The sequence below is a fragment of the Cytobacillus sp. SAFR-174 genome (assembly GCF_051964675.1).
In the GTDB taxonomy this organism is placed as follows: Bacteria; Bacillota; Bacilli; order Bacillales; family Cytobacillaceae; genus Cytobacillus.
The window spans coordinates 1-26646 of sequence record NZ_JBQCMZ010000008.1; the positions used below are offsets into that span (position 1 = coordinate 1).

The following is a 26646-nucleotide window of genomic DNA, read 5'->3' on the forward strand; positions in this document are numbered from 1 at the left end:
TCTGGTTTTGAGTCGGAACCCGGTGCAACTTTGGACTCTGCAACCAGGGTTTTCTGGTTTTGAGTCGGAACCTGGAGCAACTTCGGACTATGCAACCATGGTTTTCCAATGTTGAGTCAGAACCTAAGCAAACTTCCGACTCCAGAACTACGATTTCCTTTTTGAGTCCAAGTCCGATGCTGCACCATGTTAAATCATCAAGATCTCCCGTATATCCTCTTCGGTCAGACTTCCTGCTGCACTTTCATTCGAATCGATGATTTCCTCGATCAGGTTCTTCTTTTTATCCTGCAGTTCATTCATCTTTTCTTCGACGGTGCCACTCGACAATAATTTTATAACCTGGACGGTGTTTTTCTGTCCTATGCGGTGGGCCCGGTCGGCTGCCTGTTCCTCAACGGCAGGGTTCCACCACAGATCGTATAAGATGACGGTATCAGCACCTGTCAGATTGAGGCCTGTACCGCCTGCCTTCAATGAAATCAGGAAAAAATCGCGCTCCCCCTCATTATACCGGCGGCAGATTTCCACCCGGTCCCCCGAAGGTGTCTGTCCATCCAGGTAAAAAAACGGCAAATCCATTAGGGCCAGTTCTCTGCCAATGAAGTCCAGCATTTTAGTGAATTGTGAAAAGATCAGTACACGTCTGCCAGACATCCTGGATTCTTCAATAATTCTCTTGAGCTGTTCAAATTTTGCTGAACTCCCTTTATATCCATCCACAAACAAAGCAGGATGGCAGCAAATCTGGCGAAGCCTTGTCAAACCGGCAAGGATTCTTATGCGGTTCTTTCTGATTGTGTCTTTATTTAAATGCTTTAAGGTATCTTCTCTCAGTTTTGCCAGGTACGCAGCATAGAGCTTCTTTTGATCAGGCAGCAATTCAGACGAATCAATCAGCTCCATCTTTTCAGGCAGCTCTGAAAGAACATCTTCTTTCAGCCTCCTGAGCATGAAGGGGCGAACTCTTCTGGCAATCGTCTTCCTTGTTAAATTACCGTAATCCTTTAGCCCGCCAAACAATTCAGGAAAGACAACATGAAAAATAGACCACAGCTCTTCTGCTGAGTTTTCAACGGGTGTGCCTGTTAATGCAAACCGATATTTCGCTTTGATTTTCTTTACTGCTCTCGCTGTTTGGGTAACCGGATTTTTAAATACCTGTGCTTCGTCGAAAAATGCTGTGTGAAATTGCTGCATCTCATACCATTTAATATCTTTAAGCACCAGCGGATAGGAAGTAATCACCACATCAACGCCGGATAAATCCATCTGAAGCTCAGCCCGTTCTTTTTGATTTCCATCAATGACAATTGCCTGGAGGTCCGGAGTGAACTTCGTCAGTTCGCTTAACCAGTTGTACGTCAAGGATGAAGGGCACACAATAAGGGCAGGGCGGGTACTTTCCCGAATATCCTTAAGCTCAGACTGAATAAAAGCAATGCTTTGCAGTGTCTTCCCAAGTCCCATATCATCAGCCAAAACGCCGCCAAATCCATAATGCGCCATTGTCTTTAACCATTTAAATCCACTTTTCTGGTATTCCCTTAAAGTAGAATTCAGTTTTTCCGGCACAGAAATCTGCAGGCATGATGGATCCTCAAGCTCCGCCAAAAACGTCCTAAACGATTCCTCATGACAGAACACTTCCTGAACACCAGATGCGTCCAGCATTCTAAGACCAGATACAATCGGCATATTCAAACCGCTTTCCAGATCCTCTGCCTGCTCGGGCACAGCTTTCAAGAAACGCTGGATTTCCTCAAATTCACTTGTTTCCAAAGAAAGGAGCGCGCCATTTTTCAGGCGATAGAATTTTCGTTTCTCCTCAAGTGCAAATAATACATCCCGTATCTCCTGGTCAGCTATGCCGGTCAATTCAAACTTGAATTCCAGCCAATTGGTCCGCTCTTTTTTCATTTTTATCCGTATCTGCGGTTTGGCATTCTCCCTGAAAATCCGGTTTCTGACAGCCGTAGTCGCATATATTTGCACCAGTTTCTGCAGTTTAGGGACAACATGATAAAGGAATTCATATTCCAGCTCTTCATTCTGCAGAAAATAGCCGCCATCCGTCTTCGCAAAAGAGCTTTCCTCCATAAGCTGAAGGATCTCATCCTCTAGTGCCACATCTCTAATAATCCGCGTGCCGCCCTTTGGCTCTCTTCTCTCCAGCGGATTGATCACGATATTTTCATAATGAAATTCAATTCCTGCCAGCAGACGGTTACGCAGACGGTCCAAGTATAGCTTGGCAGTCAAAGGAGTTTTCATAAACCTGTGTGACATGTCTTCAGAAATATGGAAGTCCCCCAGTTTTCTCAATCCAGGAACCACTTTTTCCAAAAACATCTCCATTTGTTCAGCAGCAATCGGAATCTTGTTTTTTCCGGCAGCCTCAAGCATCTGTGTTAAATCATACAGACGCTTACAGTCATCTTTCTTGAGCGTGGTGAATTTTCCGCCGGATAGAACCGCACTATACATATCCAGGATCACCAGCCGATCCAGTCCTTTAACATGTAAATAACAATGATCTTTTGTTTCGGCCAGTTCAAATCGTAATGGCAGCCGGTCCTCTGAAAATGTCATCCGATCAAATGTTTTTCCTGTTATTTCAAGCTTTACTTTTTCAGCAAACGCCAAAACTGGCTTCAGCCGTTCCCATGATGATGGAGGGACTAAAAGCATATGCTTCGATGCTGTATAATCAAAATCATCCATTAAAGCATTGATATAGATAGATTCATCGTGTATTACCTGTATCAGCTGCTGAAGGACGGCATCCGCTTCCGGAGGGAAACAATGCAGGGCGGGATCATAGGAAAAAGAAAGTGATAATAGGCTTGGACTCCCCACTTTAACTGAATGGAGAAATTGACGGATATCCAGGACAGCCATTGGGCCGATTGAAATTTTAATGGCAAACAGATAATGCCCTTTTCCCAAATGAACAGGCAGACAGGTGAACTCAGGCTGGAGCACTTGCCTGTTTTCAAAATGAAGCTGGTGCCCGCTTGACCTTCCCGGATGTTCACTGAATAGTGTCATGAGGCTATCTGTTAATGCGTGTTCCGGAGAAGCATCAAGGCTTCCAGCTGATAGGGCTGGCAACTTATATTGCTGCATATCATGAATTGCCAGCAGTACAGCCGCGGCATGCTGGCACTCTTTATCAAATGATGCAAGCTTGGGACAGCTGCATGTAATTTTGAACCCATTACCTGAAGTTTTCTCTACTTCAACATAAAAATCTTCACCGGCAGAAACGGTTGCTTCACAAATATCATCATTGAATTTATTTATCGTTACTTTATGATTCCTGAAAAACGCGTCCCCTCTTTTGAAGGAGACAGTACCGCACATTTCTTTTATCATTTTGTGAGTCATTTTAATATCCACAAATGTTCTCCTTCCGGGAAAATCTATACCAAAATTGTATCATAGTCATCTGCCTAAATTCATTTTTATGCAACACAAAAAGGGGGAGCATATCCCCCTTTGAACCATCAATTATTTAAGTTCCCCCTCCAGCCGGATAATCCATTTATAAAATACCACCACTAATAGAAGGAGAATTGGGTCAACTATTGCCGCATGCCATAATCTCCACCAGCCATAGTTAAAATACCCCCAGGGTTCCGGCAATAAGGCGATGACTTCATATAGCAAAATGGCCACGACAAAAAAAAAGATATAAGAAAAACGTTTAATAAGATCTCCTTTAAAAGGATACCAGTTCAGAAACATCATATTCACCGGGGGCACCAGCGCAATGTGCGCCAAGAGCCCTGGCCAATTTGGCTCCTTGTCAAAGTACCAATATCCCCAATATTTAAACTCGATCATAACATCAAATATCAGCTGAAGGGATATTGTGAATGTCCATATATGTAAAATTTGGTTTTTCGACAAACGCTTATTTGTTTTAAAGGCAATAAGATTAAAAAGAATAGTGGCTGCCAGCAGTCCAATCATAGCAAAATCCTTTTTATTTGTTAATGTCTCTTAAATGGCTTTTTTTATTCCTGATTTGGTAACATTAATCATATTAACTGTGATTAAAAGGAGAATTTAATGGAGCCCTCATTACTTTCAATGTTTCTTCCGGCCATTCAGCAGCTTCCTTTTGGCAGGCCGCTGACAAGGGATCAATTGATTACCCGGGATTTTTTAATAAGTAAGAATGGAGATTTAGAAATATATTTTGCCCCGCACAACGAATATATCAATAATAATGCGAAAATTGTCATGGTCGGAATTACTCCTGGTTGGAGCCAAATGAGGATTGCTTTTGAATCATTCATGAAAGGACTGGAAGCAGAAAGGAAGCTAGACACAATACTGAAAGAAACCAAGGAAACTGCCAGTTTTGCAGGAGGGATGAGGAGAAATTTAATAAGCATGCTGGATCAATGCGGCGTACAGGATGCCCTTGGCATAGATAGCTCTGCTGCGCTATTTGAACGAAATAGAGAACTCCTGCACACCACTTCCGTTGTAAAGTACCCTGTTTTCTACCGGGGCAAAAATTATACCGGACACCAGCCTGATCCATTAAAAACAGAAATTCTTGCTGAGTACGCAACAAAAGTATTCCCGGAAGAGCTGAAACTAATTAATAGTGATGCACTCATTATTCCGCTGGGGATAACCGTTGAAAGGATCCTCCGTCACCTGTACACAGCCAATCAGCTTACAGGACATACCATTTTATTTGGCTTCCCGCATCCTTCAGGTGCAAATGGCCACAGGATTAAGCAGTTTGAGCAGAACAAATATGCTATGACCGGAATCATTAGAAAGTGGGGAGAACAGCTATAATCAAAGAGTCTATTTCCTTCTTTAAACACCATAAAAAAACTGCTTAAACCCATTTTAGAGGTTAAGCAGCCGTTTCCTTAAGGCTGTTTCTCAAGTGCCAATTTAATGCCAAATCCCATTAAAACCGCACCAGATAATCCTTGGATCATATTATTAACAGCAGGTTTTTTCAGCCAGGCCCTGAAAAAGTCTATCAAATATACATAGAAAAAGAACCATATGATTGTTATAAGACTATATAGTAAGCCCATGGCAAGAAATTGCGCAAAGTGATTCCCTTCCGTGCTTAAAAATTGAGGAAAAAAAGTTAAAAAGAATACAGCCACTTTTGGGTTGGACACACAAGTGAAAAAGCCTTGAAGAAAATGCGATTTGTTCTTCTTATGCTTTCTCTCCATGTCAGCCGGTTTTTGTTTATTCGATAGAGACTTTAACGAAACGATGCCCAAATAAATAAGATATATCGCACCAGCATACTTAATGAAAGAAAAAATGTATGCAGACTTTACAATTAATGCCGATAAGCCAAAAACGACAGCCATTGTATGGACCATCAGCCCGGCGACAGATCCGAACATCGTTTTAATGCCGCTTTTTTTCCCGCTTGAAATCGTGTTTTGAATTAGTATTCCTGTATCAGGTCCCGGCAAAATGACTAGCAGAAACGACATAAACAAAAATAATAGCAAATTCTCCATATCACACCCACCTGATAAAAATTTTAAGAATATTATATCAGTTTTCATGAAATTTCCAATAAAAAAGAGCAGTTTCCATAAAGAAAATCTGCTCTAATCATCTTATGCTTTTACTTCTTCTAATCTTTCTTCCACTTCTGCCTCTGAAAGGCCATGCTCAGCAATATAACGGTTCCGGGGATTCGTGCGGCATTCATGAGAACAGCTGCGCATATATTTATGCTCATTTTCTTCAGAGCAAAGGATTTTTTTATTGCAGGCAGGATTTGCACAGTTGACATAGCGTTCACAAGGCTCGCCTGTGAAGTAGTCCTTACCTACGATTACATGTTCCTTTTGGTTAACCGGAACGCCAATGCGATCATCAAAAACATAAAGCTGGCCATCCCAGAGCTGACCCTGTACCTCAGGATCCTTTCCATATGTGACAATTCCTCCGTGAAGCTGGGCTACATCTTCAAAGCCTTCTTTTACAAGCCAGCCGGAGAACTTTTCACAGCGGATGCCGCCTGTGCAATACGTAATGATCTTTTTATCACCAAGCAATTCTTTATTTTCACGGACCCAGTTTGGCAGATCGCGGAAGTTTTCAATATCCGGCCTGATTGCTCCTCTAAAGTGTCCAAGATCATATTCATAATCATTTCGTGCATCCAGCACAATCGTGTCTTCATCCTGAAGTCTTTCGTAGAACTCTTTTGGCTCGAGGTATTTGCCAGTAATCTCGTTCGGGTTCACATCGTCTTCAAGGCGGAGTGTTACAAGCTCAGGGCGTGCACGAACCTTCATCTTAGGAAATGCATGTACATCTGCTTCATCTATTTTGAAAACCATCTCCGCAAAGCGCGGATCCTGCTTCATCGCTTCCATATAGCGGTCGGTCTGTTCCACTGGTCCGGATACAGTCCCATTAATTCCTTCATTCGCAACAAGAATACGCCCTTTAAGGCCCAGCTCATTGCAGAATGCTTTATGCTCCCTTGCGAACTCTTCAGGGTCCTCAATTGGAACATACATGTAGTAAAGTAATACTCTGTACGGTTTTTGACTCATTTGTATTTCCACCTATCACTTAATATTTGCAAGATATATCTGTTAATAGGTTAAAACAATATATACTTACCTAGATAAGTATAACAGATGATGTCAAGTTTCAAAATTTTCGGAGAGCGAAAGATTAATGGAGTCTAATACAATTCCCATGTAAACCACTTTCCATGCCCTTCTGTTTGGCCGGCCAGTTTCTTGTATTCTGCGGCATGCAAATAATAATCAAGATGCAGATTCCGGTCCTGAATATTATTATAAATATGAAAGATATCCCTCATGCATCCGCTTGCTTTTATTTTTGCAAGCAGATTCTCTTTTACTTCTGACGGCATTTGATTGGCCACATGTGTGTGGAATACACAGATTGAATGTTCGTCAGGTATACCTTCAATCAAACCCGGCAAAAGCTCAACACCATCTCCTTCTATAAGGGAGATTGGGTTTTCCCTTACACATTGGGCAGCTTTTTCAAATAGAGTTCTTCTCTCCTCATGTTCAGGCCAGATAAGTGATTTCAGCCACAAAAAATCTTCCCCGATATTCAAGTCATTTATATGAAGATCAATCCCAATTCTTGAAGCAACCGGCGGCATTTCTTCAGGAAAAATCGGGACTTGGCTCCCCTTAATTTCAGAGGATAAATGAACGTACGCGTTTGGAGTCCCGTATGTTTCTCCTGTCCCATAAGAGTAGCTGTATTGATCCCAAAGAAGCTGCAGGCCGGCGCTGGTCCCTATCTCAATCAGGGCCAGGGGCTTTTTGGTTTGCTGGTAAATATAAGCGAATACCGGGAATAGGTAAGCACAGCGCCTTACTTCATTCGTCTGAACTATTCTTGTTTGTATTATCTCTTTAATTTCTTGTGAATACAGCCTGCAGAAATCTTTAAAGCTTTGGAAGGAATCTTGAGGGTTTCTTGGATCCTCCACTATACTTGGATAGAATTCCTTAAGTACATGCTCTTTCCCTTGTAACAGCAGATAATGAATGGCCCCCAAAAACAAATTTGGCACAGGCTGGCTATCTCTCGCTTCAGATGCCAAAACCAGCAATTCCTTATCCTCTGAAATTCTATTTGATAAAAATTCATAAAGATTACTGGAACCTCGGCATTCATATTGTCCAAAAGTCTTGAATTTCGATGATAGGTTAGGTATTAACATTTTCATCCCCTCCGAGCCGAACGTAAGTATCTGTGTTCCAATGCTTTGAACCTGTTTTCCTCTTACCGGTCCATCCGGCTTTTTGAAGCTCCCCCGCAATTAACAGGTTAAAAAAACCGTGTCCAGCGAGAACAGCAGAATGATGTTTTTTTGCAATTGAGGTCAATAATAATGATGCTTGCTTTGCCCGCAGCTTTGCATCCCTATATGATTCACACCCCTGCGAATAGCCGCATATCCAAAGTAACCTTAATACCAGTGCCCAGGTTTTGGGCCTTAATTTCAGTCCCGCCAAATTACTGGCAGGAATGGGCAATTCAGCTTCTCTGAATATTGGATCTGCATGAATCTTTGCGAAGGGATTTATGCATTTAGCGGACTCGATAGACCTCTTCAGATTACTTGTAAGTATTAAAGATGCTGAAACCCCTTTTTCCAGAGCATCTGAAGGACAAACTTCATCTACAAGAATCCCTAAACGGTTATACGTTTCAACCCATTTCTTAAATTCACGGCTATTCAGGCGGTGGTCTTCTATATGCGCTGACCTGCCATGTCTGATTAGTGTAATTTCCATTTAATAACCCCAAAAATATATATTTATTTCCTTTATGGATAATTTAATTAACATGGAGGTGAAGACCATGCGGGAACAAGAATATCCAAACGTAAAACTCGGCGGCAAAAAGGTGCACGAAAAGGGAAATGGCGGAGACCAGGTTCGCGGACATGAAAAGGAAAATAAAAATGGCACATTTAATACAAATCCTAAATCTGATCTATAACCTTAACGCGGGACACCCCCATATTGAATGGCGGGTGTCTTTGAAAATTATCTAAGCCCAATCCCTTTTTCTAATGGTGTAATGGAGAAACAGTTCTCCATCAATCTCTATTTCGCCATCAAGCTTGAAGCCGCATTTTTGCAGAACTCTATTGGAACTGGCATTGCTGGTTAATGCAACAGCATTTAGTGTGTCAAGAGCCGTTTTTTCAAAAAGAAAATCTATTAGCCCTTTTGCTGCAAGGGTGGAGTAACCTTTATTCCGGCAGTGCTTCGAGATGGCATAGCCAATTTCCCTGTTCGGTTCTGGCAGTTCATCCTTTATTCCTGTATTGCAAAAGCCAATAAACTCTCCAGTTTCCTTTAAAATGATTCCCAAATTCAGAAAGCCGGCATCTTTCAGATCTGGCATTGAAGATTTGAATTTTTCATTGGCCGGAATTTCATAATTCTTCATCCAGTCCACCCGCTGCTCAAGCGTAGCCTGTGCACCTGGAATAAACTTATAAACTTCCGGCTGCGAAGTAATTTCATAGAGTGCCTGGACGTCCTCCATCCGGTATTCCCTGAGGATTACTTCACCGCAATCAATTATGATTTCCTTCTTCATTCTTTCATCTCCATTGCGTAAACATCCAGTGTGTGTTCTTCAATCAAATCTATGTTTCTTTTATTTTTAACATATTCTAAAATATGTTCTTTCATATTAGGATACAACACTATATTGGCCAGTTCAGAAAGCGGCACCCACCTAACGCCTGCTTGGTTAGGGTCCGGGGCTGAAGGCATTTTAGGCAATGAGTCTTCCCTTAACTGGCATTCAAACATTAAGCCCAGTGAATGTATCTGTCCATACCTAAATTCATTTAAATGAGGGGCATATTCATAAACGAACGCCAATGGACCGACCGTCACATCTACAGATGCCTCTTCTTTTGCTTCCCTTTTTACTGCATCAATTACTGATTCCTTGGGTTTAACCCCTCCTGCAGGCAAATTGTAATGAAGGCCTCTTTCATCCTGAAACTCAATCAGCAGAATTGAATTATTTTCTATAATTACTGCACCTGCTCTGACTCTAATATGATAGTTCATTCGCTCTCAGCTGCCTCCTAAAATAACTTTCTGCATTTAATAATAAAAGCAGCAGGTATAGCTCTCGCCTTTTCATAGGAATACCATCGATTGGCATGCCGCTGAACATCTTGCTCAGTAAGACTTACATCTTCAATTACCCTCTCAATCACAAACCCGTTTTCAATTAATAGATTAATATATGTACTTAATTTATATTGCTGCATAAAGGCAGGCTGTTTCCATGCTATGTGCTGATAGGGGCCCTCTTCAAGATAGGATTTATCCATAATTAATGCTCCATTTTCAGCCTTAATCCGGTTATACAGAGGATGCTCCCAGCTGAAAATAAACATCCCGCCTGATTTAAGATAGGAATGAACATTTTTCAGCGTCTCTTCTAAATTCGTGGTCCAGCCAATCGCATAAATGGAAAAAACGGCATCGAAATAATCAGCAGGGATTCCGGGATTTTGTTCCATCGGGGATTCAAACAGCTTTACTTTTGAGGAGGAATTTTTCAAAAGTTCCTTGGAAGCATCGATTTGTCTGGACGATAAATCCAATCCCCATAATTCACCCGCTCCGCGCTGATCCAAATATTTTAGGGAATGCCCGCTTCCGCAGCCAATCTCCAGCATCTTTAAACTGCTCACATCTCCAAACAAGTGAAGGTCATCTTCAGTTGGCGCCAATGGTCCATATTCAGGCAGCGGATTGCGACCATAAAACCTTTTAGCCGCTTCATCCCAGCTTTTCTTATTTATTTCCAGTGTTTCATTAATCATAAATAACTCCTTTATACTGAAAAATAGTAAACCTCTTCCTCTCCCCATTTCTCTCCAGTGGGGGAAAATCCAAAGTTTTTATAAAGTATCCTTGCGTGTTGATTATCTTTATGAACCGTTAAGCGGATTTCCTCGCATTTTGGAAATTTAGTTTTTATCCAGCTGATCATCACGGCTAATGCTGCACGGCCATAGCCCCTGCCCTGATACTTCTGATCAATAAAAAAACCGTTTATCCAATACATATTAACCGTATCCGGCTCATAGGCATGCATGATGAAACCAACCATTTTATCATTGTCATAGATTGAGAATGGAATATACTCTACTGCATCCCCATCTGGTTTAATATAAACCTTGGCAAGTGATACAGCCGCTAAGGGAACGAAATCACGCTGCCATTCTTTTACCTTCATCTGTATGGCTTCTTCCCAGTTGTCTCTTGTGACGGGTTTTAACTTAATGGTCATTAGCCTCAGCCCCTCTTACAATTTCCTGTTTTTCTCACCATCATGAATAATGATGCTTACATAAGCGGCCTCTCCATTTTCAACATGGTTTTTGATTTGTGACACATCGATCTCTTTCTCAATCCGGATGAGCTTTACCTCGTTGGGGAGCAATTTAACGTTAGCAGGTTCACCGCTGTTCATCAGTGAAAGCATCTTTACATCCTCTTCAAATAAATATCTGTCATAAAAGCCGATAGTAAAAGACACTTCTTCATTGCTGTAATTTTCAAATGGCAGCTCACACTTTCCCTTTAAAGTATCTTCACCAATCATTACAAACTTACATTGACTTTCATCTTTTATATAGGAAACTGCATTGATGCCATTTGCCAGCGTTTTTTGATAAGCCTCTGCCAGAGAAGGAGGCAGAAGGGAAACGATGATGATAACGGCAAAAAAAGACCGCAAATGATATTTTTCAAGTGAACGATGAAGCAAGACCATACCCAGCACAAGTAATATGAGAATAAATACTCCTGCAAAATTAAATCCATCTGCTGATTTGATTGGAATATTTATAATCGTTAATGCTGTATCACCTAGTGAATTTTCATGCGGAAAAGGAAAGTTTAATGCCATGGAAATAACGATTAAGACAATTGATGTCAAAAAGAACTTTTTATTTTTAATCAAGGCAGATCCTCCTTTACTTCTTTTCTGAGGATCCAAACGATGCCCCAAAAGCAACTCCCATAGCAATGCCCAAAGCCCAATTTTCAAAAAGCATTCCAAAAACTAAACCCAGCGACAGACCATAGCCCATTCCGCTTCCTGAAAAACCCCAGTTCATTTTTCTCATCCATTAAACCGCCTTTAAATGTTTTACCTTACATACGAACTAATGGAAATTTAGTTTCATATTTTTGGAAAAAGGCAGGCGGATATCTTATCACCTCTGGGCTGCCAGCTGTCTTTTTAACACTCGGATTTGCCCCCGATGGCTGATTTCATCCTCCATAACGTGATACCAGAACCAATAGTTGTTGAAAGGGACTCCATTGTTCCACTTTCCTTCTTCATATAGCCAGCTATCCTGTTTGGATGCTAAAAGGTTTAACGTTTTCTCTCTAATTGCTGATAGTTCCTCCAAGTAAAATTCTAGAGGATGATGATTAATTTCATTCCTTGCTTTCTCACCCAATTCATACGCCGCGGCCCATTTTGAATATTCTTCATCGTTAAGATCTCTATTTTCAAAAGTAATGATTTGGTGAACATATTCAACAAAAGCAATATGCTTCAAAAGTGATCCTATTGAATTACTGTTTTCATCGGGAAGAAAATCCAGCTCATTCTGTGTCAAGCCAGCAACATCTTTAAGCGTCACAGACCTGGCATGTTCCAGCATTGACACAAGTTCTCCTATTTTTTCATCATAGCCCTTTACATGTTTAATCCGATAATCTATCAATTGTAAACTCTCCATTCTTTTTTTCAGGGAAAAGACTGCCGGGAAGGCAGTCTTTTCCATTATGCTATCGTATCCAGCAGCTCAATATCTAAATCCTCAATATTCTCCCAGCTATGATGGATTTCTAGATGCCACTCATTTTTCAGCCGATTGTATCCCTTTTCTTCAATCCAGCTGTGCAATTCCCTATAGGAATTTCCAATCTCATCATTAGGTCCTTTGTGCCGGATAGAGGCATATTTTTGCGGTGGAATTTCTAATGAAAACATTCCATCAGGAACTCCGATAAATTCCTTCACCTCAATGCCAATCCAATAGCCGTCTTCTTCAGGAGAGTCTTCCACCACTTTAAAAGCACCAACAAGCCGGTCTGGATTTACAGCTCCCTTAATTTCTGTAAGGCGTTCCGTAAATAAATTAATAGCCCGCGGAATTTCAGCCAGGTACTGATCCGGCGGGCATAAGACGCGGATCCCTATTAGTCTCAAACTTCCGCGTTCTGTCTCAGCAGCCCGCAAAATCAATTCAGACATCCTTTCCCTCCTTATTAAGCAATGGGTAATGCCAGTTCTCTAAACCTCTCAGCTGCTTTTCGGATATCTGTGTCAAAGCCCATTTCGTTCATTGTTTCACCGATCAGCACAATGGCCCTTTCAAGCATCTCTTCAGTCGTATTCCCCATATGGCCGATTCGGAATGCTTTCCCCGCAAGATGAGCCAGGGCACCGGCAACAATAACACCTTTTTTCGCAAGAGAGGCCCGGAATTCAGCATCATCCATACCTTGAGGGTAAAGGATACAGCTGAGAGTAGCTGCAGCAGCATTTTCATCAGCAATTGCCTTCATTCCATATTCAGCAAGCGCAGCCCTGACAGCTTTTCCAAATGCTTCATGGCGCTTGTAACGGTTTTCCATTCCTTCCGCTAACACCAGCCTCATTCCCTCTTCATAAGCATAAATCAGATTAACAGGTGGTGTAGCAAAGTACTTTTGCGGATCATGCATAATGGGAATCCAATTATAAATATCGCAATAGTAGGCAGGAACCCGTTCCATTTGTTCACGGGCAGCCAATGCTGTCTCATTGAATGCCACAACAGCGAGTCCTGGCGGCACACCGATCGCTTTCTGTGAGCCTGTTAAAACGACATCAATTTTCCCTTCGCCATATGACTTGCTCATATCCTCTTCCATCGCAGCCGTCGCACAGACTCCATCCAGAATAACGAGTGCCCCATGCTTTTTAGTGATAGGCACCAGGGAATCCAGGTCTGCCGCAACACCTGTTGAGGTATCAGCATGGGTTATCGTCACCGCTTTATAGGAATGTGATGCAAGTTTTTCCTCAACAGCGGCGGGATCTACCTGCTTCCCCCATTCAGATTGAATAATATCTGCCTGTATTCCGAACGCCTTGGCTAATTGCAGGAAACGATCACCGAAAAAGCCCTGGCTTATAATCAATAGCCGTTCTCCTGCTGCTACCGTGTTTACCAGAGCCATTTCCATCGCAATCGTACCGGAGCCGGAAACAACAAACACCTCTCCATCTGTCTTCAGCATCTCCCTCGTTTTCTCTATCGCACTCTTATAAACAGCGGCAAATCTCGGATCCGTATGCCCCCTTGTTTCCTGTGACATCGCCTCGTAAATCGAATCCACAACAGGCGTAGGTCCCGGGATCAAAAGCATTTCCTCGTTTGGCATGATAAATCCTCCTTTGGTTGGTTTTTAGATATCTAAATGTTTCGACATTTTATTTTAAAAACCTTTATTCTTATCATCAATTGATGTTAATTCATATTTTCTGTTCTTATATCCTCCGGTGTGGGGTAGTTCCATAGAGTTGAGTAGTCGCGTAGCAACAGTAATAGATTCTATATGAAGAAAACTCCTAAGTTCCCTGTTTGTTATGCTGGTTCTAAATATCAAACTATAATCTTTAATGGCATTTATATGGGCCTCTTTATAATTCCTCCTGCATGCTTTACAATGCCATGTTCGCTTTGCCCTTTGCATAGGCATAAGATTGCAATTAGGACAAAATACACCTGTTGCGATATCTTCCTTAATTATGTGAAATCTATCCAGAATAGATGAATCTGATTTAACAGCTGCCTTCTTTAAGAGTCGGATGGATTTCTTAAGTAGTTTTTCAGAGATTTGATTTTCGGAGATATTTGTTTCAATTTGTATTATTTTTGATGGCAATACTTCTTTGTGGATGACTTTTTGACTGAGGTTTACATTTGGGGGAATTGATTTAATTCCAGTATGAGGATTAGTGATTACAACTTTTGAAAAAATAGGTAACTATCCGAGACCATTTTCAGCAAACCATTTCTTTAGTTGGTTTTCCTGACGATTCACTTGAACAATGGGACACGGAAAAACACTTTCTTCCCCATCCTTATTTCGAAATAGCTGATTATAAATTGTATCAAAATGGAGAATACCAGAAATATTTTTCACTTCTAAAATTAAAGCAAACTTCAGGGATAATATTAATGTATCCATTTGAAAATACCGGTTCGCATCAGGCAGACGAAGATCGTGCAGGATATAGTAACGCTTGTCGTTTAAAAATCCCAAAGGAAAATCAATAGAAGTCTCTCCTTTGAATCCAGCTTTCCGTTTACTGATTTCTTCTTTTATTAGGGGTATTTTTGGATGGTGAGGTGGCAGCCTGCGAAGAAGAGCTTCCAATTTGAGAATCACAAGAGGAATTTCACGCTGTTTTACAATCATTTTTTCACTCCAATCTATATTAGTCTTGTTTAGATTTCTACTTATTGAGAAAAAATCCCTTCTTTTCATTCATTATGATGGATTTATTTTCGGATAAGTATTATTACTTGCTGAAAAGGAACTTTTTCTTTCTTATGGATAAATTTACTTTCGTATAAGCTCTTTTTATTTTCGTTTAGCTTTAGTCGTTTATCGAACTTGAGCAGAAAAAAAGACAGGGCACCAGCCCCATCTTTCCTCAACCTCAATTATGAAAATTAGTCCCGTCCGTTATCGCTTCAATAATACCCGCCCGGATCACGAAGTCGCCAAAATGCTCGCCGTCCTGACGTTCACGGGCGTAGCGCGGCAGGATGACGCGCAGCTCGTTCAGGATTTCTTCTTCCCCGATATTTTCGCGGTACATTTTGCTGAGGCGGCTTCCGTCAAAGGCTGCCCCGAGATACATATTGTACTTGCCGACCGCCTTGCCGATAAAGCCGATTTCTCCGAGTGCGTGACGCGCGCAGCCGTTCGGGCAGCCGGTCATGCGGATCGTGATTTCTTCATTCCGCAAGCCCGCCACATCAGCGATTTCATCAATTTTATCGATCAATCCTGGCAGATAGCGTTCAGCCTCAGCCATCGCCAAACCGCAGGTCGGCAGAGCCACACAGGCCATGGATCCACGGCGCAGCGCACTGTAGCGGCTTCCGTCTGTTAAGCCATATTTTTCAATCAGCGACTCAATCGCAGCTTTATCTTCGTCAGCCACACTGCCGATAATCAGGTTCTGATTGGCCGTCAGCCTGAAATCGCCTTTATGAATCTTGGCGATCTCCCGCAATGCTGTTTTCAGCTGATAATCTTCGAAGTCTGCCACACGGCCTCCTTCTATGAACATCGTAAAATGCCATTTTCCGCGGACACCCTTTACCCATCCATAGCGGTCACCGTTGGAATCAAACTTGAATCCGCGTGCTTCCTCCAGCTTCCAGCCTAAGCGGTTTTCCAGCTCTTCAATAACAGTCTCCAGCCCGAGGCGGTCAACCGTATATTTAAATCGGGCATTTTTCCGGACGGAGCGGTTTCCGTAATCCCGCTGAATCGTAATAGTCTTTTCAGCCACTTCGTAGATTTTATCTGGCGTCACAAAGCCAATTACCTTCGAAAGCTGCGGGTATGTGGCTTTATCTCCGTGAGAGAAGCCCATTCCTCCGCCAATTGCCACGTTAAAGCCTGCCAGCTTGCCATCTTCAACTATCGCTATAAAGCCGAGATCCTGTGAAAAGACATCAATATCATTGGAAGGCGGTACAGCGATCCCAATCTTAAATTTCCGCGGCAAATAAAGCGGGCCATACATCGGCTCAATCTCTTCATCCACTTCTGGGGAGCCGGCTACTTTTTCTTCATCCAGCCAAATTTCATGATAGGCACGTGTGCGGGGCAGAAGATCGTCACTTAACATCTTCGCCAGCTCATACACTTCCTCATGAATTTCAGATTGATCGGGATTGGAGATGCACATGACATTCCGGTTCACATCTCCGCATGCTGCGATCGTATCAAGCATCGTTGAATGAATGGCCTGGATGGTCTTTTTCATATTCCATTTCAGGATTCCATGCATCTGGAAGGTCTGGCGTGTTGTTAATTTGAGAGTGCCGTTGCCATACTTCTCAGCCAGGTCATCCACGACTAGCCATTGCTTTGGTGATGCGACACCTCCGGGAAGACGCAGGCGGAGCATAAACTGATAAGCCGGCTCAAGTTTCTGCTTCTGGCGTTCATTCCTGAGATCCCGGTCATCCTGCAGATAGCTGCCGTGGTGCTTCATTAGTCTGTTATCATCATCCGGGATACCGGAGCTGATCCGATCCTGCATAACTTCCGCCAGCGTTCCGCGCAAAAAGTTGCTTCGATCCTTAATTCCCTCAACATCACTGGGAGGTCCGTCCGGTGCTTTTAATTTTGGGTTTACCATGCTGAAAAACTCCTTTCCTTCCAAATCAATATACGTCGCGCTGGTAGCGTTTATTTTTCTGCATATCGGCAAGATATTCCGCAGCCTGTTCGCGGCTCATTCCGCCTTCTTTTTCAATAATATCTATGAGTGTGTTATGGACATCATGAGCCATGTTTTTCTCATCGCCGCAGATGTAGACTGCCGCACCTTGCTCGAGCCACTGGAATAGTTCCCTGCTGTTTTCCTGCATTCTATGCTGAACATAAACCTTCTCATCATCATCACGGGAAAAAGCGACATCCAGCTTCGATAAGACTCCATCCTTTAGCCACTTTTGCCATTCAGTCTGATATAGAAAATCGGTTACAAAATGCTGGTCGCCGAAGAATAGCCAGGACTTCCCTTCCGCGCCTTTTTCTTCACGCTCCTGCATAAAGGATCGGAACGGTGCAATTCCTGTTCCGGGACCAACCATAATAATTGGTGTTTCCGGATTTTCAGGCAGTTTAAAGTTTTCATTGTGCTGAATAAATACCGGCAGTGTATCACCAGGCTGGAGGCGCTCTGCACATAGAATCGAGCAGACCCCTTTACGTTCACGGCCATGGGCGTCATAGCGGACTGCACCGATAGTTAAGTGTACTTCATCAGGATTTGCTTCAAAACTGCTGGAAATAGAATATAGACGCGCAGGCATCTTACGCAGTATAGAGACAAACTCTTGTGCCGAACTGCTCCATGGCTTAAAATCACGGACTAAATCGATTAAATCACGGCCATCGATATAGGATTTCAATCGGCTGCTGTCTAATGCAAGCTGGTGCAGCTCTTCATTACCGGAAAGGTTTGCAGCCTTTTCTACAAGCGGCTTGGTCAGGACAGTAATCTCAAAGTGAGACGACAGTGCTTCTTTTAATGTTACTGTCTCCTCCTTCACTCTGACTGCTTCCTCAGGATCCCAGTTCATCTCAGCTAAAAGCAGGTCAACCAATTCAGGATCGTTCTCAGGGTATACTCCCAGGCTGTCACCAGGCTGATACGTCAGTCCTGAACCCTCTAACGAAATCTCTAGATGACGTGTTTCTTTATTGGAGCCGCGCCCGTTGAGATTAATATTCTCCAGCACTTCTGCACGGAACGGATTCGATCGGGAATAAACTGACTCGGCATGTGCTGAAGCTGAAAATGAAGCGGCTGAAGGAGAACGACTGCTGCTTTCCCCATCGCTCAAGCCGGCTAATACAGCTTCCGCCCACACTGCTGCAGGCTCTTCGAAATCAAGATCACAATCTACCCTTGGTGTTATTCTCGTTCCGCCAATCTCCTCGAGACGTTTATCAAAATCCTTCCCAGTCTGGCAGAAGAATTCATATGAACTGTCGCCAAGAGCTAAAACTGAGTAACGGAACTCTTCAAGTTTTGGAGCTCTTTTTCCGTGAATGAATTCATGGAATGTTAAAGCGTTATCCGGAGGATCTCCCTCACCATGAGTACTGACGACAATTAACAGGTTTTTGACCTTTTTAAGATTATTAGGTTTAAAGTCACTCATTGCTGAAACGTTTACTTGAAAACCTCTCTCCTCAAGCGTTTTCCCGGCTTTTTTTGCCAGATTCTGCGCATTCCCGGTTTGTGATCCAAATAAAATGGTCACTTCCTTTGGAATAGCCGGCGCCGCTGCCGGTGCTGGACGCTCTTCCACTGCAGGGGCAGCCTGCAAAGTTGAGGACTGTATCGCGGCAAGATACCCGCTCAGCCAGAGGGATTGAGTCTCTGTCAGAGTCGGAAGAAGACGATTCAGGAGCTCTGTCTGCTCCTGGTTAAACGGACTGTTCATTACCTGAAGTTGCAACATGATCCACCTCGCAAACCAGCAGAGTAGGGCTGGTTTATTCTTATTTTTTTAAAATTCTTCTTTTCCTATAAAAAAAGTCGGGTTTATAATTAAAAAAATATATATCTAATACTTTACCGAATGATTTAGCATTAGTAAAATAAATATTAATTATCATAACTATTAACATTATTAATTACAAAAGGGTGATATTTTGCATTATGATGCGTTAAAAACATTCGTAACCTTGGCTGAGGTGAAAAATTTTACAAAGACGGCTGAGCTCCTTCTCATGTCGCAGCCCAGTGTCAGCATGCACGTAAAAAATCTGGAAAAGGAATTTCAGACAAAGCTTTTTCAGCGTTCACCAAAATACTTGAAGATTACGCCCAGCGGTGAAATATTATATGACCGGGCCAAGCAGATGATTACCATTTATGAGCAAACCAGGCAGGAAATTTTAGATCAGCAGCATACCATTAAAGGGGATCTGAAAATTGCGGCCAGTTTCACAATAGGGGAATACATCCTTCCTCCCCTTCTTCTTGACCTGCAGAATGAATATCCTGAACTGAATCTCCAGATTACGATCGCCAACACGGAGGAAGTTGTCCAGTCGACCCGCTCCCATCATGTCGATATCGGCTTAATTGAGGGCCAGACAAATGAAAAAGAGCTTATCGTGACTCCTTTTTTAGAGGATGAATTATTTATTGTGACCTCTAACCAGCATCCATTGGCACAAAAAGAAGAAGCAACTATTGCTGATCTCCAGGATCAGGCCTGGATCATGAGGGAAAACGGCTCAGGAACCCGGGAATATTTTAACCATGTGGTCAGATCAAATGGCCTTAAGGTGAAATCACTCCTGACAATCTCAAGCAACCAGGGAATAAAAGAAACACTCATCAATGGGCTGGGAATGAGCATTCTTTCCGGAAGCGTAGTCGCAAGAGACGTAAAACAAAACAACCTGTCTATCATTCAGGTGAAAAGTCAGGAATTCAAACGCACTCTGTCCTATGTACTTTCTCCCATTATGCAGGAAAAGAGGAATGTCAGCATTTTTATCGAAGCTCTCAGCGAAAGATGGCATCCTAAATAAAGGCGCTGAGTCGGAAGTTACCTCGGGTTTGGACTCAATAATGGAAAAACCTGATCCCTGTGTCCGAAGTTGCCTCGGGTTCGGACTCATCATTGGAAAAACCTGTTCCCTGTGTCCGAAGTTGCTCCAAGTTCAGACTCATCATTGGAAAAACCTGATCCCTGTGTCCGAAGTTGCTTCTGGTTCGGACTCAAAAATAGAAAAACCTGGTCGCTGTGTCCGAAGTTGCCTCGGGTTCGGACTCATCATTGGAAAAACCTGTTCCCTGTGTCCGAAGTTGCCTCGGGTTCGGACTCATCATTGGAAAAACCTGATCCCTGTGTCCGAAGTTGCCCCGGGTTCGGACTCATCATTGGAAAAACCTGATCGCTGTGTCCGAAGTTGCTTCTGGTTCAGACTCATCATTAAAAAACCTGATTGCTGTGTCCGAAGTTGCTTCTGGTTCAGACTCAAAAATAGAAAAACCTGGTCGCTGTGTCCGAAGTTGCCCAGGGTCAGATTTTAAAAAATAAGACAAGCTTTTTTTCACACTAGTCCCACTTTATTCATATATTATAGTGTAGACGTGTATAAAATCTGTCCATTTTATTCAAAATAAGGAAAAAATGGCTGAGGTGAAAAAAATGGGATTATTGAATGCCTTTAATGAATGGCGCGAAATGAGATATCAGAATCATGTCAATCGCATGAAGGAAGAAAACAAGTGTCCGGACTGTTACGGCAGGGGTTTTTCACTTTATCCGGGGAATGAATTCGCTTATCATGCAAATCAATTTGACTGCCAGGGCTGCAATGGAACCGGACTGTATTCAGAATGGAATAGCATATCATAATGAAAGGCCATGATCCATTGGGGATCATGGCCTTATTTTGAACTTATGCTAATGTCTTATTCGACTCAAATTCTTCTTTAACCCTTTTTAAAAGCTCCTTATTTGTTAATACTTCATACCCGGTAAGTGCCATAGCCTTCGCTCCAAGAATCATGGCTTCTCTGGCCTGCTCACTCATTGCAGCTTCACGGAATTCATGTGTATGGCAGGCATAAGCCTCATTTGTAATTTTAATATAGGGATGAATGGAAGGTGCTGCCTGGCTGACATTTCCCATGTCCAGAGAACCTGAGCCATCCTTTTGCTCCATTATTTCCTCCTCATTGACACCTAGGGAAATCAGTTCCTTATTAAATGCTTCTGATAAAGGACTATTCGTAACCATATCGTCATATGAGAATTCATAAAAGGACCACTTCATTTCTGCACCAGTCTGCAGAGCTGCCCCTTCAGCACATTTTTTGACCTTTTCTACTAATTCATTTACATATTCACGCTTTGCAGCGCGAACATAAAATTGGGCAACCGCATAATCCGGAACAACGTTTGCCGCTTTGCCCCCTTCTGTGATAATCCCATGAATTCTGGCATCAGGCTTGATATGCTGACGCAAGGCATTTATGCTGCTGAAGGTTTGAAGAACAGCATCCAGCGCATTTATGCCCAAATGCGGGCTGGCAGCTGCGTGTGCTGACTTTCCAAAAAACTCAAACTGGATCGCATCCATCGCCAGTGATGAACGGCTCTTCACATAATTGTCGAGGGGATGAACCATAATCGCTGCATCCAAAGCGTCAAAAATACCCGCTTCGGCCATGGTCACCTTGCCGCCCTTTGTCTCCTCTGCAGGCGTGCCAAAGACAATGACTTTTCCTCCTGTTTCATGAATCACTTTGCTCAGTCCAATTCCGGCAGCAATCCCCATTGTCCCAATAAGATTATGGCCGCATGCATGCCCAACTTCAGGCAATGCATCATATTCAGACATGTATCCAATTACAGGCCCTTCTTTCCCGCTGTCATAAGTAGCCGTGAAAGCAGTCGGCAAACCGCAAGTGCCAATTTCCACGGTAAAACCATGCTTCTTAAGCTCCTCTGTCAATACTTTGCATGCCTTGTACTCTTCATGCCCCAGTTCGGGATTTTCCCCTATGTAAGTGCTTATTCTATTAAAATCATCTTGAAGTTCATCGATTTGGTTAATAATAAGATTTTTTCCCATATATCTGCTCTCCTAATCCGTCAATCTATCTATATATTTATTCATATATAATTATAATAATACATTTCTATACTATTTTACAGCACGAATTATTTCGTTATTTTCTCCAAAGGCCGTTCAACGATCAGTGCATCCTCCCAATCCTTGCAGACATCTACCCAGGCTTTGGCATCTGAATATGTATTGATTTCATCAGGAGTCAGTTCAATGGCGGAATTGCTGCTTCCACATGCAGGGAAAAGGGTTTCGAATCTGTTCATAGATTCATCCAGATAGACTTCCAGGTCATTCTTCAGTCCAAATGGACACACCCCGCCAACAGCATGGCCGGTCTGTTCGAGAACTTCATCCGCTGAAAGCAGACGGGCTTTAAATCCGAATGTTTTCCGGAACTTCTTGTTGTCAATTTTCGCGTCGCCTGCTGCCACCACAAGAATTGCTTCGTCCCCATTACCCCTGAAGGAAAGCGTCTTGGCAATTTGTGCAGAGCAGACACCGATTGTTTCAGCAGCCTGTTCCACTGTTGCGCTTGAAGAATCAAACTCCATTACATCCTGTTCCCTGTCCCATTTCTTAAAATGGGCTTTCACATTTTCAATTGACACTCAATCTCACCCTTCCCCTTTGTTAAAATGTTATATATATTCATTATGTATACTTTATAGTTGTCTATTTTAACATATTATCTGAGCCTGTCACCGTGATAATACTCTTTTATCAGAAGATTTGCATTTGCTCTTATTGGTTCCTTGCACTAATATAAATTTATATTAAAAACACAGATTTAAAGAAGGATTTTTTATGAAACAGACTATTCCATATAAATTTATAGGAGGACGCATTGCCAAAACCGGACTGGCTGTTTTTATAACAGCTTTTATTTGTCATATGCTGAATTGGCCAGCCATGTTTGCTGTAATTACGGCCATCGTTACCATTGAGCCCACTGTTGCGGACTCCATCCGGAAAGCATATGTCAGGTTTCCGGCGGCTGCCATTGGAGCGGGATTTGCTGTATTATTTACGTTCATTTTCGGGGACAGCCCTTACAGTTATGCTTCTGTTTCGCTTGCGACAATCATCGTTTGCCATAAGCTGAAGCTTCATGACGGGATGCTGGTGGCTACGTTGACTGGTGTTGCTATGATTTCTACCGTTCATGACCATTATTTGTCGTCTTTTTTCATTCGATTGGGGACTACCACAACCGGTATTGTCGTTTCCACGGCAGTTAACTTTTTTGTCATGCCTCCCAATTACTCAAAATCAATCATAAAAAACATACATGCCTTATACAGAGGTTCCGGTGACATTTTACTTAAAAGAGGCATTGAGATTTTTAATTCACAGGAATCTGATAGGAATGTCCGCTCTGATTTTCAAAGACTTATAAAAGATATCGATAAGACCGAAACATTATGCCACTATCAAAAAGCTGAATACAGATATCACCGATTCAGCCGTGAGGATATGCGCGACTTTCATTATGAATATAAGAAACTGACCATCTTAAGGCAAATCACCTATCACACGGGAAACTTGATCTTTCTTGCGCCTGGCCGGCTGGACATTGAGAAGAGCAGGAAGAAGTTCGCCTTGTCAGTCCTTGAGGATTTAAAAGACAGTCTGTATGATCCGGGCTTTCATATTTCAGAAACCCAGCGGGAAAAAATCAGCCTGGTAACACACTGGTTTATTGAGCAAAAACAGCTGGACCCTGCAGGCGGTTTAAAACCGCGCACACACCACCATGTCCAGCCTGAAACAGCCATTCTCTATGAAATTCTCTCTATCCATGACTTAATTGAGGAATTAAATCAAATTCAAATTATGGAAATAAAACACCGGAAGCTTTTAAAAGCCCCATTGAAGCAGGTGGCCAAAAGGCGGGAAACAGACATGGATGAATAAAGGAAGACCGGGGATTCAAATCCCCGGTCTTTTTCCATTATGAAGATATACTCGCTTTACCCATCAAATATCCTGCTATGATTCTCGTTAAAGCATCACAATCCATTTGCAGCATGGGAACCCCTGCATCTGCAAGCAGTTTTTCCGTATTATCTGATGGGAAATCAACGGTCCTCTGGAAATAACTGTTAAAAATGCTCATTGAATCATGAAAAGCCTTTTCCTCACTTGTCATTTCTGCAGAGTCTCCAGGGACACACATCTCCAATTGCGGAAAATCCAATACCTCTTTTACTATTTCATACACATCTGATTGCAGAGGCGGGTTAGGATTTGTAATATTGTAAATCCCGCCATTCTCTGCATGAATCAAGGCGGCATGCAGTGTATCTATCACAAAATTCACCGGCACGAAATTCTGGGCCACTTCAGGATCCAGATAGATTCTGCAGGTTTGGCCGTTTGGTTTTCGCAGCGACCGTTTTTTTAAGATCTTAATGCCTTTTAAAAATCCGTATAAACCGAAGTTTGTATCAGCTTCACCTGTTCTGGAATCTCCGATAATAATACCGGGCCGGAGAATAACAATATCCAATTTATCCCGGAATGTATATACCAGGTGCTCTGCCTCGCATTTGGAAGCTTCATAGGGATTTACAAAATGCCTGTCGGCTGAATAAAGAGCCTCCTCCCCCTCAGTCTCTGTCCCAACCGTATAAGCTGTACTGATATATAAAACCTTAGGACAATATATTTCCAAAGCAAGCTTCAGAACATTTTCTGTTCCACTCACATTCACTTCGAAAGTCTTATCCCGATCTCTTTCATCAAATGACAGAAGTGCTGCACTATGGTATAAGGCATCTATCTTTCCTTTTAATAAACCCACAAGTTCTCTATTTAATCCAAGATGTTTTTCTGTAACATCGCCTTCCAATATATGAATCTGTCTGGAAAAATCGCTTCCATCGCCTTGCATGAAGGCATCCAGCCGCTTTCTGCTTCTGACTAGTAAATAAAGTTCATGACCTTGTTCCAAAAGCTTTAATGAAAGCTTTTTCCCCAAAAATCCGTTTGCACCCGTGATAAGTATATTCAAAAAATAATCACAGCCTTTCTATCTGACATCCCTTTTAAAAACTTTAGCGGGAAATCCAATTAAAAGCAATGGAAAAACATTTACTAAACAGCAGAAGCGCCTGGTTTCCCCAGGCGCCTTTTTAGGATAAGTATTTTTGTTTTCTCACATTCTTTTCATCCCTTTCACAGACATTCTGAAATGGACAGGCTGGACACTCATTCAAATTATACAAATCCGTAAACTGCTTTGTGTCTTCGAGAAGCGCCTTCATCATCTGCAAATAGTTTAATCCCGCTTCAAGGCTATCTTTCTACGCTTACAGAGAGAAATTCTACGTTATCCATTTTTGCAGCTTCCTCATTAATTCTCCGAGTTTGCATATCGCAAAATACCTGCAGCTGACGATACTTGTTTTTGAAACTTCAGGTCCAGCAACCGAAGCAATATTAATAATATGGCCTGTTGAGCGGCTCAGCATAGATGGCAATACAGCATGAATGCCATAAAGCACACCTATGAATTTACATCAATCATTTGCTCCCTCCACAGCTAATTCCTTAGCAATAGTAGCCCCTATTCCAGCGCTGGCACCGGTGATGATCCCTGTTTTTCCTTGTAGTCTGGTTCATGACAATTTCCTCCTTTTAACCTTATCTTTTTCATTTAATAAATTGTTCTGCGATTAATCGATATGATTGATGCTTATCCTTTGATGAATAAGTGATAGTTAAAATCATGATTTCATCTGCTAATACATGAGATTGAATTTCTAATATTTTACTTTTCACCTCATTAGGAGTACCTATAATCATTTTCTTTTTTATTCTTTCAATAGACTTTTGATTACGTAGATTTAATAGAATTTTTTTTGCCTCATCAACAGAAGGAACTCCTTTGTTTCCTTCCATACTCTCATTTTGTAGTTCCCAAACAATTGAACTTAAAGCAATTTCTTCTGCTTTTTGAGTAGTTTCTGCACATATTACTGACAAAGCCATAATGACGTATGGTTTTTGGCCTTTTTTTCTTGGTTGAAATGACTGACGATATTGTTGGACGATTTCTGCTCCGTTTTCATCACTCATAAATTGTCCGAAACTATAGGCTAAACCGTTTTCCGCCGCAAAAATCCCACTTTTTCTACTTGTACCTAACATCCATAGATCAGGACTAATTTGCGGTAACGGAGAAGCCTCTAATACGGTCCCTTCATTATCTATGTATTTAATTAATTCATTTACTAAATCAGGCATTTTATAGACATGTTGCAAATAGTTATCCGATAATGCATTTGTTGCTTCAGCAGGACCACCCGGTGCCCTTCCAATCCCTACATCAATTCGATTAGGAAATAGAGTGGATAACATGTGATAGGTTTCTGCTACTTTATACGGCTTATAGTATGGCAATAACACTGCCCCAGAGCCAATTCGTATATTTTTTGTATTTGCCCCTATATACCCTAACATTACCTCGGGCGCGGAGCATGCAAGCCCTGGCATTGCATGATGTTCAGCAATCCAATAACGTGAATATCCTAATGTCTCCCCTATGCGTGCGAGTTTCATTGATTCCTGTAATGCTTCATCTGCCGTTTGATTAGTTGAAATGGGAGACTGATCTAAAATGCTTAATTTCATAAGATGAAAATCCCCTTTT

28 protein-coding genes are annotated in these 26646 nt (G+C 42.1%); 5 read left to right on the forward strand and 23 right to left on the reverse strand.

From position 1 onward, the window contains the following. Positions 1–189: 189 nt before the first annotated feature. Positions 190–3402 (reverse strand): DEAD/DEAH box helicase, encoded by a 3213-nt coding sequence (locus ACTHRG_RS10110; protein WP_440231120.1) that lies wholly within the window; start codon positions 3400–3402, stop codon positions 190–192. A 111-nt stretch (positions 3403–3513) separates the two neighbouring features. Next, positions 3514–3978 (reverse strand): hypothetical protein, encoded by a 465-nt coding sequence (locus tag ACTHRG_RS10115; protein ID WP_440231121.1) that lies wholly within the window; start codon positions 3976–3978, stop codon positions 3514–3516. 99 nt (positions 3979–4077) lie between these two features. On the opposite strand from ACTHRG_RS10115, the gene ACTHRG_RS10120 reads away from it, so the two are divergent. After that, the gene (locus tag ACTHRG_RS10120) at positions 4078–4824 is read left to right on the forward strand and encodes a hypothetical protein (RefSeq protein ID WP_250800771.1); all 747 of its coding nucleotides are present in this window, start codon (positions 4078–4080) and stop codon (positions 4822–4824) included. A gap of 77 nt (positions 4825–4901) precedes the next feature. On the opposite strand, the gene ACTHRG_RS10125 is transcribed toward ACTHRG_RS10120, so the two are convergent. The 4 genes from ACTHRG_RS10125 to ACTHRG_RS10140 all read right to left on the reverse strand — a co-directional run bounded on the left by ACTHRG_RS10125 (position 4902) and on the right by ACTHRG_RS10140 (position 8312). Beyond that, the gene (locus tag ACTHRG_RS10125) at positions 4902–5522 is read right to left on the reverse strand and encodes a LysE family translocator (RefSeq protein ID WP_440231122.1); all 621 of its coding nucleotides are present in this window, start codon (positions 5520–5522) and stop codon (positions 4902–4904) included. 102 nt (positions 5523–5624) lie between these two features. Then, entirely contained in the window at positions 5625–6575 is a 951-nt protein-coding gene (gene trhO / locus ACTHRG_RS10130; protein ID WP_440231123.1) for an oxygen-dependent tRNA uridine(34) hydroxylase TrhO, read from the reverse strand. Between the two features lie 134 nt (positions 6576–6709). Then, positions 6710–7735, reverse strand: a complete 1026-nt coding sequence (locus ACTHRG_RS10135) for a DUF2332 domain-containing protein (RefSeq protein WP_440231124.1) — start codon at positions 7733–7735, stop codon at positions 6710–6712. Then, positions 7722–8312 (reverse strand): histidine phosphatase family protein, encoded by a 591-nt coding sequence (locus tag ACTHRG_RS10140; protein WP_440231125.1) that lies wholly within the window; start codon positions 8310–8312, stop codon positions 7722–7724. The genes ACTHRG_RS10135 and ACTHRG_RS10140 overlap by 14 nt, the downstream gene beginning before the upstream one ends. A gap of 67 nt (positions 8313–8379) precedes the next feature. Between ACTHRG_RS10140 and ACTHRG_RS10145 the strand changes: the two genes are divergently transcribed. After that, positions 8380–8520, forward strand: a complete 141-nt coding sequence (locus ACTHRG_RS10145; RefSeq protein ID WP_175609156.1) for a hypothetical protein — start codon at positions 8380–8382, stop codon at positions 8518–8520. A gap of 51 nt (positions 8521–8571) precedes the next feature. On the opposite strand, the gene ACTHRG_RS10150 is transcribed toward ACTHRG_RS10145, so the two are convergent. The 12 genes from ACTHRG_RS10150 to ACTHRG_RS10205 form a co-directional block, all read right to left on the reverse strand. Further along, a complete protein-coding gene (locus ACTHRG_RS10150; protein ID WP_440231126.1) occupies positions 8572–9129 on the reverse strand; it encodes a GNAT family N-acetyltransferase in 558 nt (185 codons plus the stop codon). Next, complete coding sequence (locus ACTHRG_RS10155; protein WP_440231127.1) at positions 9126–9614, reverse strand: NUDIX domain-containing protein; 489 nt, start codon at positions 9612–9614, stop codon at positions 9126–9128. Before ACTHRG_RS10155 ends, ACTHRG_RS10150 begins: the two co-directional genes overlap by 4 nt. Before the next feature lie 17 nt (positions 9615–9631). Continuing rightward, positions 9632–10381 carry a class I SAM-dependent methyltransferase gene (locus ACTHRG_RS10160; RefSeq protein ID WP_404355022.1) on the reverse strand — a complete coding sequence of 250 codons (750 nt, stop codon included), beginning with the start codon at positions 10379–10381 and terminating at the stop codon, positions 9632–9634. Positions 10382–10392: 11 nt separating this feature from the next. Next, positions 10393–10851, reverse strand: coding sequence for a GNAT family N-acetyltransferase (locus ACTHRG_RS10165; RefSeq protein WP_440231128.1), 459 nt, complete (start codon positions 10849–10851; stop codon positions 10393–10395). 15 nt (positions 10852–10866) lie between these two features. Beyond that, a complete protein-coding gene (locus tag ACTHRG_RS10170) occupies positions 10867–11526 on the reverse strand; it encodes a hypothetical protein (protein WP_404355024.1) in 660 nt (219 codons plus the stop codon). Between the two features lie 13 nt (positions 11527–11539). After that, positions 11540–11692: a hypothetical protein gene (locus tag ACTHRG_RS10175; protein WP_440231129.1), complete on the reverse strand. Its 153-nt coding sequence runs from the start codon at positions 11690–11692 to the stop codon at positions 11540–11542. Positions 11693–11782: 90 nt separating this feature from the next. Then, positions 11783–12304 carry a DinB family protein gene (locus ACTHRG_RS10180; protein ID WP_404355026.1) on the reverse strand — a complete coding sequence of 174 codons (522 nt, stop codon included), beginning with the start codon at positions 12302–12304 and terminating at the stop codon, positions 11783–11785. A gap of 59 nt (positions 12305–12363) precedes the next feature. Further along, positions 12364–12837 carry a GyrI-like domain-containing protein gene (locus ACTHRG_RS10185; RefSeq protein ID WP_440231130.1) on the reverse strand — a complete coding sequence of 158 codons (474 nt, stop codon included), beginning with the start codon at positions 12835–12837 and terminating at the stop codon, positions 12364–12366. Between the two features lie 14 nt (positions 12838–12851). Beyond that, on the reverse strand, positions 12852–14012 hold the full coding sequence (locus ACTHRG_RS10190; RefSeq protein ID WP_394579134.1) for a pyridoxal-phosphate-dependent aminotransferase family protein: 1161 nt from the start codon (positions 14010–14012) through the stop codon (positions 12852–12854). A 606-nt stretch (positions 14013–14618) separates the two neighbouring features. Beyond that, complete coding sequence (locus ACTHRG_RS10195; RefSeq protein WP_440231131.1) at positions 14619–15053, reverse strand: nuclease-related domain-containing protein; 435 nt, start codon at positions 15051–15053, stop codon at positions 14619–14621. Between the two features lie 244 nt (positions 15054–15297). After that, positions 15298–17019 (reverse strand): assimilatory sulfite reductase (NADPH) hemoprotein subunit, encoded by a 1722-nt coding sequence (gene cysI, locus ACTHRG_RS10200; RefSeq protein WP_440231132.1) that lies wholly within the window; start codon positions 17017–17019, stop codon positions 15298–15300. Positions 17020–17044: 25 nt separating this feature from the next. Then, complete coding sequence (locus ACTHRG_RS10205; RefSeq protein ID WP_440231173.1) at positions 17045–18853, reverse strand: assimilatory sulfite reductase (NADPH) flavoprotein subunit; 1809 nt, start codon at positions 18851–18853, stop codon at positions 17045–17047. A gap of 196 nt (positions 18854–19049) precedes the next feature. On the opposite strand from ACTHRG_RS10205, the gene ACTHRG_RS10210 reads away from it, so the two are divergent. Then, positions 19050–19940, forward strand: a complete 891-nt coding sequence (locus ACTHRG_RS10210) for a LysR family transcriptional regulator (RefSeq protein ID WP_440231133.1) — start codon at positions 19050–19052, stop codon at positions 19938–19940. Between the two features lie 623 nt (positions 19941–20563). After that, positions 20564–20773 carry a methionine aminopeptidase gene (locus tag ACTHRG_RS10215; RefSeq protein ID WP_440231134.1) on the forward strand — a complete coding sequence of 70 codons (210 nt, stop codon included), beginning with the start codon at positions 20564–20566 and terminating at the stop codon, positions 20771–20773. A gap of 43 nt (positions 20774–20816) precedes the next feature. Here ACTHRG_RS10215 and ACTHRG_RS10220 read toward each other — a convergent pair whose 3' ends face one another. Both ACTHRG_RS10220 and ACTHRG_RS10225 read right to left on the reverse strand, forming a co-directional pair. Then, positions 20817–21995: a M20 family metallopeptidase gene (locus tag ACTHRG_RS10220; RefSeq protein ID WP_440231135.1), complete on the reverse strand. Its 1179-nt coding sequence runs from the start codon at positions 21993–21995 to the stop codon at positions 20817–20819. A gap of 89 nt (positions 21996–22084) precedes the next feature. Further along, a complete protein-coding gene (locus ACTHRG_RS10225; protein WP_440231136.1) occupies positions 22085–22600 on the reverse strand; it encodes a YbaK/EbsC family protein in 516 nt (171 codons plus the stop codon). Between the two features lie 196 nt (positions 22601–22796). On the opposite strand from ACTHRG_RS10225, the gene ACTHRG_RS10230 reads away from it, so the two are divergent. After that, complete coding sequence (locus ACTHRG_RS10230; RefSeq protein WP_404355033.1) at positions 22797–23906, forward strand: aromatic acid exporter family protein; 1110 nt, start codon at positions 22797–22799, stop codon at positions 23904–23906. 37 nt (positions 23907–23943) lie between these two features. On the opposite strand, the gene ACTHRG_RS10235 is transcribed toward ACTHRG_RS10230, so the two are convergent. From ACTHRG_RS10235 to ACTHRG_RS10245, 3 genes are all read right to left on the reverse strand, one after another. Continuing rightward, entirely contained in the window at positions 23944–25005 is a 1062-nt protein-coding gene (locus ACTHRG_RS10235; protein ID WP_440231137.1) for an SDR family NAD(P)-dependent oxidoreductase, read from the reverse strand. Between the two features lie 313 nt (positions 25006–25318). After that, the gene (locus ACTHRG_RS10240; RefSeq protein ID WP_206701441.1) at positions 25319–25465 is read right to left on the reverse strand and encodes a hypothetical protein; all 147 of its coding nucleotides are present in this window, start codon (positions 25463–25465) and stop codon (positions 25319–25321) included. A 181-nt stretch (positions 25466–25646) separates the two neighbouring features. Further along, entirely contained in the window at positions 25647–26627 is a 981-nt protein-coding gene (locus tag ACTHRG_RS10245) for an LLM class flavin-dependent oxidoreductase (protein WP_404355035.1), read from the reverse strand. Positions 26628–26646 lie beyond the last annotated feature (19 nt).